The organism is Pseudomonas sp. AC193 (genome assembly GCF_979258075.1).
In genome coordinates this window covers 3,574,652-3,586,117 of record NZ_OZ409832.1, presented here as the reverse complement: position 1 = coordinate 3,586,117, position 11,466 = coordinate 3,574,652, and the positions used below count along the sequence as shown (strand labels likewise).

Genomic DNA, 11,466 nt, shown 5'->3' with positions numbered 1-11,466 from the left:
CGAGCCTGCTCGCGAAGGCGGTGTGTCAGCCAACATGGATGTTGAATGTGCAACCGCTTTCGCGAGCAGGCTCGCTCCCACAGGGTTTTGTGCAGGCTTTATTTTTTGTCGCGAATCGAGAAGTTGGCCATGTGCTCCAGACCTTTGATCAGCGCCGAGTGATCCCAGTTGCTGCCACCGATCGCTGCGCAGGTGCTGAACACTTGCTGGGCGTTGGCGGTGTTTGGCAGGTTGATGTTCAGCTCTTTGGCGCCTTGCAGGGCCAGGTTCAGGTCTTTCTGGTGCAGGCTGATGCGGAAGCCTGGATCGAAAGTGCCTTTGATCATGCGCTCGCCGTGCACTTCAAGGATCTTCGAGGACGCGAAACCGCCCATCAGTGCTTCACGCACCTTGGCCGGATCAGCACCGTTTTTCGAAGCGAACAGCAGGGCTTCAGCGACGGCCTGAATGTTCAGGGCCACGATGATCTGGTTGGCGACTTTGGCGGTTTGACCGTCGCCATTGCCACCGACCAAAGTGATGTTTTTGCCCATGGCCTGGAACAGCGGCAGGGCGCGTTCGAAGGCATCGGCGTCGCCACCGATCATGATGCTCAGGGTCGCGGCCTTCGCGCCGACTTCACCACCGGAAACCGGGGCGTCGAGGTACTGCGCGCCTTTCTCGTTGATCTTCGCCGCGAAAGCTTTGGTGGCGGTCGGCGAGATCGAGCTCATGTCGATAACGACTTTGCCTTTGCTCAGGCCAGCGGCAACGCCGTCAGCGCGGAACAGTACGTCGTCTACTTGAGGGGTATCCGGCACCATGACGATGATGAATTCAGCTTCCTGCGCGACTTCGCGCGGGTTGGCCAGGGCGACGGCGCCAGCGGCAACCAGGTCGGCCGGGGCGGCGTCGTGGTGCGCCGACAGGAACAGGCTGTGACCGGCTTTCTGCAGGTTCGAAGCCATTGGGTGGCCCATGATGCCGGTGCCGATAAATCCGATTTTAGCCATGAGAAAATCCTCTTGTTTTTGTCCTTCCCTGTAGGAGCTGCCGAAGGCTGCGATCTTTTGATCTTGATCTTCAAAATAACAAGATCAAAAGATCGCGGCCTTCGGCAGCTCCTACAGGGTCATGTGTTTGTCAGATTGCGTTGTGGGTTTTCAGCCAGCCCAGGCCTGCTTCGGTGGTGGTCAGCGGCTTGTACTCGCAACCGACCCAACCCTGATAACCGATGCGATCCAGATGTTCGAACAGAAACCGATAGTTGATCTCACCGGTGCCCGGCTCGTTGCGGCCCGGGTTGTCCGCGAGCTGCACATGGTTGATCTCGCCCAGATGCGATTGCAGGGTGCGGGCCAGATCGCCTTCCATGATTTGCATGTGATAGATGTCGTATTGCAGATACAGATTGGCGCTGCCGACCTGTTCGCGAATCGACAGGGCTTGCGCCGTGTTGTTCAGGTAGAAACCCGGGATGTCGCGGGTGTTGATTGCTTCCATCACCAGTTTGATGCCCGCCGCTTGCAGCTTGTCAGCCGCGTATTTGAGGTTGGCAACGAAGGTTTTTTCCACGGTGACATCATCAACGCCTTGCGGACGAATACCGGCCAGGCAGTTGATCTGGGTGTTGCCCAGCACTTGTGCGTAAGCGATGGCCAGATCGACACCGGCACGGAACTCTTCAACCCGATCCGGCAGGCACGCGATACCGCGCTCGCCCTTGGCCCAGTCACCGGCCGGCAGGTTGAACAGCACTTGGGTCAGACCGTTGGCGTCGAGCTTGGCCTTGATTTCGGCAGAGCTGAAATCGTACGGGAACAGGTACTCGACACCGCTGAAACCAGCCTTGGCGGCGGCGTCGAAACGGGCAAGGAAATCCTGTTCGGTGAACAGCATGGACAGGTTGGCTGCGAAACGCGGCATGGTGGTCTCCTAAAAAACGGATGTGACACGGTTGGTCAGAATGTTCGCGATCAGTCCCCTCTCCTGGGGGAGAGGGTTAGGGTGAGGGGGATCCTGAGTCTGATCCGAATTTTGCGATCACCGCAAAACCTTTCCCTCACCCCAGCCCTCTCCCGGAGGGAGAGGGAGCTAATTACGATCAATCAAGCAGCGAAATCGCCGTTGGCGCATCGTTGCCGACCAGCGCCAGGTCTTCGAATTCGTTGACGGCGTTGATCTCGGTACCCATGGAGATGTTGGTCACACGCTCCAGAATGATCTCGACGATCACCGGCACTTTGAACTCTTCGATCATCTGTTCGGCCTTGCGCAGGGCAGGGGCGATTTCCGATGGTTCGAACACACGCAGCGCCTTACAGCCGAGGCCTTCAGCGACTGCGACGTGGTCAACACCGTAACCGTTGAGTTCCGGCGCGTTCAGGTTATCGAAGGACAGCTGCACGCAGTAGTCCATTTCGAAGCCGCGCTGTGCCTGACGGATCAGACCCAGGTACGAGTTGTTCACCACGACGTGGATGTACGGCAGTTTGAACTGAGCGCCGACCGCCAGTTCTTCGATCATGAACTGGAAGTCATAGTCCCCCGACAGGGCCACGACTTTCCGGCTCGGATCGGCCTTCACCACGCCCAGCGCTGCCGGAATCTGCCCAGCCCAACGGGCCGGCCTGGCCACAGTTGATCCAGTGACGCGGCTTGTAGACGTGCAGGAACTGCGCGCCGGCAATCTGCGACAGACCAATGGTGCTGACGTAGCAGGTGTCCTTGCCGAACACCTGGTTCATTTCTTCGTAAACGCGCTGTGGTTTCACCGGCACGTTGTCGAAGTGGGTCTTGCGATGCAGGCTGGCTTTGCGCTGCTGGCAATCTTGCAGCCAGGCACTGCGGTTTTTCAGCTTGCCGGCGGCTTGCCATTCACGCGCTACTTCAATGAACACGGTCAGTGCTGCAGCGGCGTCGGACACGATGCCCAGATCCGGCGTGAACACACGACCGATCTGCGTGCCTTCGATGTCGACGTGAATGAACTTGCGGCCTTCGGTGTAAACGTCAACCGAACCGGTGTGGCGGTTAGCCCAACGGTTACCGATCCCCAACACCACGTCGGATTTCAGCATGGTCGCGTTGCCGTAACGGTGCGAAGTCTGCAGACCGACCATGCCGACCATCAGCGGGTGATCGTCCGGGATGGTGCCCCAGCCCATCAGGGTCGGGATAACCGGGATGCCGGTCAGCTCAGCGAATTCAACCAGCAGATCGCTGGCGTCGGCGTTGATGATGCCGCCGCCTGCTACCAACAGTGGACGCTCAGCCTGATCGAGCAGCGCCAAAGCCTTCTCGACCTGAATGCGGGTAGCGGTCGGTTTGGCCAATGGCAGCGGCTGGTAAGCGTCGATGTCGAATTCGATTTCGGCCATCTGCACGTCGAACGGCAGGTCGATCAGCACTGGGCCTGGACGGCCGGAGCGCATTTCAAAAAACGCTTTCTGGAACGCGTAAGGCACCTGGCCTGGTTCCAGAACAGTGGTCGCCCACTTGGTGACTGGCTTGACGATGCTGGTGATGTCGACAGCCTGAAAGTCTTCCTTGTGCATACGGGCGCGGGGTGCCTGGCCGGTAATGCAGAGGATTGGAATCGAGTCGGCCGAGGCGCTGTAGAGCCCGGTGACCATGTCGGTACCGGCAGGGCCGGAAGTACCGATGCACACGCCGATGTTGCCGGCTTTAGTGCGGGTGTAGCCCTCGGCCATGTGCGAGGCGCCTTCGACGTGGCGAGCAAGGACGTGATCGATGCCACCGACTTTTTGCAAGGCGGAGTACAGCGGGTTGATGGCAGCGCCCGGGATGCCAAAAGCGGTATCAACCCCTTCACGGCGCATCACCAGAACGGCGGCTTCGATTGCTCTCATTTTGCTCATGGTTTTGTGCCTCTTTACGTTTTGTAATTGTATACAAGTGGCTTTGCGCAGAGTGTATTCACGGCGGACGGCGCAGGTCAATCCATTTTCTCAAGCGCCTGTTTCATTCGTCGGAAGCCTTTATGACTGTGGCTTTTCGTCGCATGTGGCGCTTTTCGAGAATTATTGTATACAAAAAAATAATTCATTGTGTTCTATTTGTTGCATCGGACTGCGGCACAAAACCGCAGGCCCACGACTTTCCCTATAACAAAATGAGGACGGCACCATGAGCGCTTTAACCTTGAAAGTCGCAGTCAAACTGGTCAACGAGGCCATCAACGCAGGGCGCGGCATCAACGCCGCCCCCCTGACCATCGCAGTACTCGACACCGGCGGCCACCTGGTGACCCTGCAACGCGAAGACGGCGCCAGCCTGCTCCGCCCACAAATCGCCATCGGCAAAGCCTGGGGCGCCATCGCCCTCGGTAAAGGCTCGCGCCTGCTAGCCCTCGACGCCCAACAACGCCCAGCCTTTATTGCCGCGCTCAACAGCATGGGCCAGGGCAGCGTCGTGCCGGCACCGGGCGGTGTGTTGATTCGAGATCAGGCGGGGAATGTGCTGGGAGCGATCGGGATTAGCGGCGATCTGTCGGATATCGATGAGCAAGTGGCGATTAAAGCGGTGGAGGCGCTGGAGTTGCGGGCGGATGCGGGGGTGGCTGCTTGAATCTGCGTTGATTGAATAGCCGCTATCGCGAGCAGGCTCACTCCTACATTGGTTTGTGTTCAGACACAAAATGTATGAACACCTCAAACCCCCTGTAGGAGTGAGCCTGCTCGCGATAGCTACCTCGCAGACACATCCTGCCAACTGATTGCCCGCCCCAATTGAATCCCCACAACTAGCCTTCTCATGACTTAAACATGGGAGGCAAAGGAATGCCGGATCTACCCGCGGCACATCGATTGCGAGTCGGACGCTATGCCGAAGCCAGTCGCATTTACCTGTTAACCACCAATACGCACCAGCGAAAACCAATCTTCAAGGACTTCCCCTTGGGCAGACTGGTCGTCGATCAATTTCGATATGCGCAGAATTCCGGCTTGGCGAATTCTCTGGCCTGGGTGGTTATGCCAGATCATTTTCATTGGTTGGTTGAGTTACAGCAGGGATCTTTGAGTGAGCTGATGCAAAAGACCAAGTCCCTAAGCACTAAAGCGGTGAGGCAGGTCACTGGTGATTGCAGTCCTCTCTGGCAGAGAGGGTTTCATGACCGGGCATTAAGGCAGGAGGAGGATTTAGTGAAAATGGCGCGGTATGTGGTGGCCAACCCATTGCGGGCTGGCTTGGTGGATAAGCTTGGTGATTATCCACTGTGGGATGCGATTTGGGTTTGAGCCGGAACCGTGGTGCCTCGATCGCGAGCAGGCTCACTCCTACATTTGGAATGCGTTCCCCTGTGGGGGCGAGCCTGCTCGCGATAGCATCAGTCCGGCTCACACCCCTTCAACACCAACCGGATTATCGTCTGCGCCGCCGCTTCATAATCCGCCTCATCCAGCTTCTCCTTCCCCGTCACCGCAGAAATCTGCCAGTCGAAGTCGGCGTAAGTCTGGGTCGCGGCCCAGATGCTGAACATCAGGTGATTAGGGTCGATCGGGGCGATTTGCCCGCGGTCGATCCAGCTCTGGATGCAGTCGATGTTGTGCTTGGCCTGGCCGTTGAGCTGCTCGACCAGGTCGGCGCTCAGGTGTGGGGCGCCGTGCATGATTTCGCTGGCGAACACTTTCGAGGCGAACGGCAGATCGCGGGAGATGCGGATCTTCGAGCGGATGTAGCCGCTCAGCACTTCGCTCGGAACGCCGTCCGGATTGAACGGGGTCGAGGCCTGCAAAATCGGCACGATGATGCTTTCCAGTACCTCGCGGTAAAGGTTTTCCTTGGACTTGAAGTAGTAGTAGACGTTGGGCTTGGGCAATCCCGCCTTGGCGGCGATGTCGCTGGTTTTGGTCGCAGCGAAGCCCTTGTCGGCAAACTCCTCACTGGCGGCACGCAGGATCAGTTCTTTGTTGCGCTCGCGGATTGTGCTCATAAACCCGGTGGTTCCTTGCCTGTTCTGGCGGTTGCGCATGGTAGCACCGGCCTCGCGCAGCGCTCAAGAATGCACCGCGTGGTCTATGGTCGCGTTATGCTTCGCAACATTCATACATAAAAGGAAACAGGATTCATGGCAGGAAGCAGTTTGCTGGTGCTGATCGATGACATCGCCACCGTTCTGGACGACGTTGCCTTGATGACCAAGATGGCCGCCAAGAAGACCGCGGGCGTGCTCGGCGATGATCTGGCGCTGAATGCCCAGCAAGTCTCCGGTGTGCGTGCCGAGCGCGAGATTCCCGTGGTCTGGGCGGTAGCGAAGGGTTCGTTCGTCAACAAACTGATCCTGGTGCCGTCGGCGCTGGCGATCAGTGCGTTCGTGCCGTGGCTGGTGACGCCGCTGTTGATGGTCGGCGGCGCGTACCTGTGCTTCGAGGGTTTCGAGAAACTTGCGCACAAATTTCTGCACAGCAAGGCTGAAGACGACACCGAGCATGCGCAACTGAAGGAAGCAGTGGCTGATCCGGCAACTGATCTGGTGGCGTACGAGAAGGACAAGATCAAGGGTGCGATCCGCACGGATTTCATCCTCTCGGCAGAAATCATCGCGATCACCCTCGGCACCGTGGCGGATGCGTCGCTGACTCAGCAAGTGGTCGTGATGTCGGGCATCGCTATCGTCATGACTGTTGGCGTTTACGGGTTGGTGGCGGGTATCGTCAAACTCGACGACCTCGGTTTGTGGCTGACGCAGAAGCCTGGGCAGGCAGCCAAGAAAATCGGCAGCGGCATTCTGAGCGCGGCGCCGTACATGATGAAAACCTTGTCCGTGGTCGGTACGGCGGCAATGTTTTTGGTTGGCGGCGGCATCCTTACTCACGGCGTGCCGGTGGTGCACCACTGGATTGAAGGTGTGGGCGCGGCGGCCGGTGGAGCCGGGTTTGCGGTGCCGATGTTGCTTAATGGTGTGGCGGGGATTATTGCCGGGGCAGTGGTGCTGGCGGTGGTATCCGTCGTCGGCAAAATCTGGAAATCTGTTAAAGGCTGAAAGATCGCAGCCTTCGGCAGCTCCTACAGGGTGTACGCGATGCCCATGTAGGAGCTGCCGCAGGCTGCGATCCTTTGATCTAAAAAAGGGCCATTCGACTCGCATCGAATGGCCCTTTTTTGTACCCGCCGAAAACTATTCGGCGATCTGCAGCTTGCGTGCTTCGGTGTACACGTAACGCACTTTCTCGTACTCGAACGGCGAGTTCATCTGGCCGTAACGGAAGCTGGTCTGGTTGCGCTTGTCGACCGCGCGCAGGGCCCAGACTTCCGGGTGGTCGGAGCTGACCTCCGAAACGTTGAGGAAGTTGATCGCCGATTCGGCGGTGTAGTCCACGGCGAGGCCAGCGGTGTCGCGGATGTTCGACGGGCCGAGGATTGGCAGTACGAAGTAGGCACCGCCCGGTACGCCGTAGAAACCGAGGGTCTGACCGAAGTCTTCGCTCTGGCGCGGCAGGCCCATGGCCGTCGCCGGATCCCACAGACCGCCGATGCCGATCGTGGTATTGAACAGCAGGCGCGCGGTGGTTTCCATCGAACGCTGGCCCTTGAACTGCAGCAAGCTGTTGATCAGGTTCGGCACGTCACCCAGGTTGTTGAAGAAGTTGCTCACGCCGGTGCGCACGAAGCTCGGCGTCACGTAGCGATAACCATCAACCACCGGCAGGAACACCCATTCGTCGAAGCGGTAGTTGAAGTGGTAAACGCGGCGGTTCCACGATTCCAGCGGGTCGTAGACGTTCAGCGCGTTGAGCGTCGAACGCTCGAATTCGCGCTGATCCAGACCCGGGTTGAATTTCAGTTTCGACAGCGGCTCCTTGAAGCCGTCACTGTCGACCACCACCGGTGCATTGGCTTTGCTGTTGTCGGCCTGAGCCACGCCTGCACAGAGTAACGCTGTCGCCAGCAGGAGATATTTAGCCACGGAAGAACTCCAGCATGGCGTCGCTGTTGACGCGGTAGTTAATGTTGCCGCAATGGCCGCCCAATGGATAAACGGTCAGGCGGTCGCCAAAGGTCTTGCGCAGGAAACCGAGGTCACCCGGGCCGAGGATCACGTCGTCGGCGTTGTGCATCACGGCGATTTTCGGGCTGTCATGCAGGTAATCCTTGAGCGCATACAGGCTGGCCTGATCGACCAGTTGCAGCAGGCTGCCGCCGTCAGTACGCGCGCGCCACATCGGAATTACTTGATCGGTCAGATAGCATTCGAAGTCGCACTGCAGCGCACGCTTGAGGTACGGCGTGAGGCTGGTGCCTTCGGTGATTTCGGTTTTCGGCGGGGTGATCAGACCACGACGATTGATCAAGTCCGAGGTGAACGCGATGTCGGCTGCCGAGAAGCGGAACGAGGTGCCGATCAACATCGCCATCTGCTCGTTGGTCAGATGCTGTTTGGACTGCTGGAAGTCATAGAGCAGCGCATCGTTGAGGTCTATGTAGCCTTTCTGCTGGAAGTAGCGGGTCAACTTGTTCAGCACCAGTTCATAGAACGTGGTGCTGTTGTTGATGCCTTTCACTTCGGTCTGTACCAGCTTGTCGAGGTTGCTGATCGAGGTGTAGAGGTTGACCGGCGGGTTGAGCAGCAGGACTTTCTTGAAGTTGAAGCTGCGGCGGGTTTCGTCCAGGTGCGCGACGAAGGCTGCGTCCAATGCGCCGAGGCTGTAACCGGTCAGGTAATACTCGGTCACCGGCAGTTTCGGGTTCTGCGCCCGCACGGCCTGCATGACCCGGTACATGTCTTCAGCATCGTCCTTGGTAATGCCGGGGGTGGCGAAACGCGAGGCGGCGCTGATGAAGTCGAAACTGGTCGGCGACGACAACTGCACGACGTGGTAGCCGGCCTTGTAGTAGAGCTTTTTCAGGTATTCGTTGAGCGTGCTGTCATAGCGCGCGCCGGTGCCGGCGATCAGGAAGATCAGCGGGGCCGGTTTGTCCTGGGTGGCGATGCGGTAGGTGAGCTTTTTCACCGCCCAGAAGTTGTCCGGCAGAATGAATTCACGCTCCGGGCGCAACGTCAGGCTGCGATCGGACTGGTCGATGTCGTCATCCAGCGGCAGCTCCGGACGCAAATCCGGCGGGGTGGTGGCGATAGTCGCCTCAAACGGGTTGGTGAGGGGGTAGCCATAGCTGGCGGGGTCGATATCCACCGCCAGCGCGGACGCACTCAAAATAAGGCCGCTGAACAGCGCGGCGAAGCGCAAGGAACGGAGCATGACTAGATCCCTTAGAGGAAGGTGCCGAATGAAGTTCGCAGGCTATGACCACCGGGTTTGCGCCAAAGTGCCATGCAGCGGCACCAAACAGGCAGAATTCGGAGTAATAGTAGCTGGACGATACACTTTGCACGCCCTTGATGAACAGTTAACAGTTGTTATCGCTTGCGAAGTATTGAAGGCAGATTAAGCTGGCCGCCGATTTCCGAAGATTGGAGTGCCTCATGTCCCGCCGCTTGCCCTGGATTTTGCTGCTTGTTTTGTTGCCGCTATGGCTGGCCGCCAGCTATGGCGCGCGTTATGGCTTTATGGAAGACGGCAAATGGGTGGGCATCTGTGTGGATGAGGCCAGCCGTTGGGAATGCCAGGTGCGCTCGAACCTTGGTTTGATGATTCATTTCAAGGTGCTGGGCTGGACGGCACTGGGTGCGGCGCTGATCGGTTTTGTCGTGCCCGGGCGGGCAGGGTGGTGGTTGGCGGTGTTGGCGCTGGTGGCCGGGTTGCCGGCGCTGGCGTTGTACAACACGACGTTGGCGGTGTTTGCGGCGGTGATTGCCGGGTTGCGGCTGGTCAGAGCGTAAAAAGATCGCAGCCTGCGGCAGCTCCTACATTGGGGTGACGTACACCCTGTAGGAGCTGCCGAAGGCTGCGATCTTTTGATCTTCAGCCCTTGCGAACCCGCAGGCAGCGCCAAAGAGCAGCCACCATCAAAGCGCTCACCAACCCCCACCCCCACGCCTGCTGATTCTGCAAACCTTCCACATACAACTGCGGCGCAATCCCCGCGCCGATGATAAACGCCAGCAAGGCAATCTCCCGACGCGGCACGCTCACCGGGCGGCTCAGGTAAACCAGCGCCGGCAGCACAAACGCCATGCTCGCAAAGCTGCGATAACGCGCGTCGAAGACCATCTCCAGCATCATCACCGCTGCGGCAAACCCTGCCGCCGCGACCAGCCAGCCCGCGCGACGCTCCAGCAGATTGAATGCGCGTTCACGCCATCCCGTTCGCGCACTCAGCGTCAGCGCCGCATGCGCCAGCACCAGTAGATTCAGCGCTGTCAGCAAAGCGACCCACAGCCATTCACTGGTAAAACGCGTGGTCACGCGCGCCAGATCGCCCCATGCGCCAATCGAACACGCGGCGAGGGCGCCCAGCAGTGGCAACACCAGTGCAGCGCGCGTACTGCGAACGCGTCCGCCCAGCAGCAAAGTGCCGAGGAAAATCAAACCACCGACCGCCAGCCATTCTTTCCAGTACGGCACATTGGTCACCGGCCCGGCGAGCACGCCTTTGTCCTGACGATCCGCATCAAACAGACCCCAATACCCGCCGACAGCGCCTTCACTGCCACGTTTCCACGGCTGGTCAAACGCTTCGATCAGGTTGTAATGCCAGCCTTCTTTTTCGGCCATCGCGACAAAACCACGGATGAATTTGGCCTCGTTGACCCGGCTCGGCAGGGCGGTCTCGCGCTGACGGCCTTCGCTCGGCCAACCGGTTTCGCCAATCATCACGTCCTTCGGCGCGAACTTGTTGCCGAACACGCGGCGCACATCCGCCACGTGTTGCAGGGCGGCATCGATGTTCGACGGATCATCTTCCCAGTACGGCAGCAAATGAATGGTCAGGAAATCCACCGCCGGCGCGACTTCCGGGTGCTTGAGCCAGAACTCCCAGACATCGGCGTACGTGACCGGTTGCTTGACCTGGCTTTTGACCTTGTTGATCAGTCGGGCCAGTTGCGCGCCAGTGACTTCTTTGCGCAGCAGCGCTTCGTTGCCGACGATCACCGCGCTGACCACGTCCGGGTTGGCGTTGGCCGATTTGATCAGCAGGTCGACTTCTTTTTCGGTGTCGACCGGGTTGCTGTTGACCCACGCGCCGATCATCAATTTCAGACCGTGTTTACGCGCCAGATCCGGCAACGCTTCGAGGCCCGTCATCGAGTAGGTGCGAATGCATTCAAAACGTGTCGCCAGCAGCGCGAGGTCAGCGTCCATGCGCTCCGGGCGCAATTTGAATGGCACGTCGAACGGCGACTGATCCTTATCGAACGGCGTATAGGACGCGCATTGCAGCTTGTGCGTCGGCGTCGCGGCGTCCGGCAGAATCACCGGTTGGCCGAGGCCATACCAGAAGCCGCCGAGCGCAAACAGCCCAAGCAGGCAGGCGAATAAATAAGCAGGGAAGGGGAAGCGGGACGTCGCGGACATGGTCGGGCCGAGTGGCTGCAAAGCGACGCATGTTACCTGCATTTATAGA

Annotated in this window: 10 protein-coding genes and 1 pseudogene; 4 read left to right on the top strand and 7 right to left on the bottom strand. The window is 58.9% G+C overall.

The genetic code is table 11. From position 1 onward, the window contains the following. Window positions 1-98: 98 nt before the first annotated feature. The 3 genes and pseudogenes from ACZZ0D_RS16130 to gcl form a co-directional block, all read right to left on the bottom strand. Entirely contained in the window at window positions 99-992 is an 894-nt protein-coding gene (locus ACZZ0D_RS16130) for a 2-hydroxy-3-oxopropionate reductase (protein WP_463553763.1), read from the bottom strand. 130 nt (window positions 993-1,122) lie between these two features. Continuing rightward, complete coding sequence (gene hyi, locus ACZZ0D_RS16125) at window positions 1,123-1,905, bottom strand: hydroxypyruvate isomerase (protein WP_159812681.1); 783 nt, start codon at window positions 1,903-1,905, stop codon at window positions 1,123-1,125. A 178-nt stretch (window positions 1,906-2,083) separates the two neighbouring features. Next, a pseudogene (gcl, locus tag ACZZ0D_RS16120) lies at window positions 2,084-3,860 on the bottom strand (glyoxylate carboligase). 268 nt (window positions 3,861-4,128) lie between these two features. On the opposite strand from gcl, the gene ACZZ0D_RS16115 reads away from it, so the two are divergent. Together ACZZ0D_RS16115 and ACZZ0D_RS16110 are read left to right on the top strand one after the other, a co-directional pair. Beyond that, entirely contained in the window at window positions 4,129-4,569 is a 441-nt protein-coding gene (locus ACZZ0D_RS16115; RefSeq protein ID WP_053118462.1) for a GlcG/HbpS family heme-binding protein, read from the top strand. A gap of 212 nt (window positions 4,570-4,781) precedes the next feature. Beyond that, window positions 4,782-5,240: an REP-associated tyrosine transposase gene (locus tag ACZZ0D_RS16110; RefSeq protein WP_463553762.1), complete on the top strand. Its 459-nt coding sequence runs from the start codon at window positions 4,782-4,784 to the stop codon at window positions 5,238-5,240. Window positions 5,241-5,329: 89 nt separating this feature from the next. Here ACZZ0D_RS16110 and ACZZ0D_RS16105 read toward each other — a convergent pair whose 3' ends face one another. Beyond that, a complete protein-coding gene (locus ACZZ0D_RS16105; protein ID WP_150647094.1) occupies window positions 5,330-5,935 on the bottom strand; it encodes a TetR/AcrR family transcriptional regulator in 606 nt (201 codons plus the stop codon). Between the two features lie 135 nt (window positions 5,936-6,070). Here ACZZ0D_RS16105 and ACZZ0D_RS16100 point away from each other — a divergent pair, with 135 nt between their 5' ends. Next, entirely contained in the window at window positions 6,071-6,985 is a 915-nt protein-coding gene (locus tag ACZZ0D_RS16100) for a DUF808 domain-containing protein (protein ID WP_053118471.1), read from the top strand. A 135-nt stretch (window positions 6,986-7,120) separates the two neighbouring features. Here the strand turns inward: ACZZ0D_RS16100 and ACZZ0D_RS16095 are convergent, their stop codons facing one another. Both ACZZ0D_RS16095 and ACZZ0D_RS16090 read right to left on the bottom strand, forming a co-directional pair. After that, the gene (locus tag ACZZ0D_RS16095) at window positions 7,121-7,909 is read right to left on the bottom strand and encodes an MlaA family lipoprotein (protein ID WP_463553761.1); all 789 of its coding nucleotides are present in this window, start codon (window positions 7,907-7,909) and stop codon (window positions 7,121-7,123) included. Then, window positions 7,902-9,200 carry an alpha/beta fold hydrolase gene (locus tag ACZZ0D_RS16090; protein ID WP_053118475.1) on the bottom strand — a complete coding sequence of 433 codons (1,299 nt, stop codon included), beginning with the start codon at window positions 9,198-9,200 and terminating at the stop codon, window positions 7,902-7,904. Before ACZZ0D_RS16090 ends, ACZZ0D_RS16095 begins: the two co-directional genes overlap by 8 nt. 224 nt (window positions 9,201-9,424) lie before the next feature. Here ACZZ0D_RS16090 and ACZZ0D_RS16085 point away from each other — a divergent pair, with 224 nt between their 5' ends. Then, on the top strand, window positions 9,425-9,781 hold the full coding sequence (locus ACZZ0D_RS16085) for a hypothetical protein (RefSeq protein ID WP_159815065.1): 357 nt from the start codon (window positions 9,425-9,427) through the stop codon (window positions 9,779-9,781). A gap of 82 nt (window positions 9,782-9,863) precedes the next feature. Here ACZZ0D_RS16085 and ACZZ0D_RS16080 read toward each other — a convergent pair whose 3' ends face one another. Further along, window positions 9,864-11,459: a glycoside hydrolase family 17 protein gene (locus ACZZ0D_RS16080; RefSeq protein ID WP_463553759.1), complete on the bottom strand. Its 1,596-nt coding sequence runs from the start codon at window positions 11,457-11,459 to the stop codon at window positions 9,864-9,866. Window positions 11,460-11,466: the final 7 nt, after the last annotated feature.

Excerpts from the sequence above, each read along its gene's own strand:
- ACZZ0D_RS16100 (WP_053118471.1), top strand. The coding sequence starts at position 6,071 with ATGGCAGGAAGCAGTTTGCTGGTGCTGATCGATGACATCGCCACCGTT.
- ACZZ0D_RS16080 (WP_463553759.1), bottom strand. The coding sequence starts at position 11,459 with ATGCAGGTAACATGCGTCGCTTTGCAGCCACTCGGCCCGACCATGTCC.
- ACZZ0D_RS16130 (WP_463553763.1), bottom strand. The coding sequence starts at position 992 with ATGGCTAAAATCGGATTTATCGGCACCGGCATCATGGGCCACCCAATG.
- ACZZ0D_RS16105 (WP_150647094.1), bottom strand. The coding sequence starts at position 5,935 with ATGAGCACAATCCGCGAGCGCAACAAAGAACTGATCCTGCGTGCCGCC.
- ACZZ0D_RS16115 (WP_053118462.1), top strand. The coding sequence starts at position 4,129 with ATGAGCGCTTTAACCTTGAAAGTCGCAGTCAAACTGGTCAACGAGGCC.
- hyi (WP_159812681.1), bottom strand. The coding sequence starts at position 1,905 with ATGCCGCGTTTCGCAGCCAACCTGTCCATGCTGTTCACCGAACAGGAT.
- ACZZ0D_RS16090 (WP_053118475.1), bottom strand. The coding sequence starts at position 9,200 with ATGCTCCGTTCCTTGCGCTTCGCCGCGCTGTTCAGCGGCCTTATTTTG.
- ACZZ0D_RS16085 (WP_159815065.1), top strand. The coding sequence starts at position 9,425 with ATGTCCCGCCGCTTGCCCTGGATTTTGCTGCTTGTTTTGTTGCCGCTA.
- ACZZ0D_RS16110 (WP_463553762.1), top strand. The coding sequence starts at position 4,782 with ATGCCGGATCTACCCGCGGCACATCGATTGCGAGTCGGACGCTATGCC.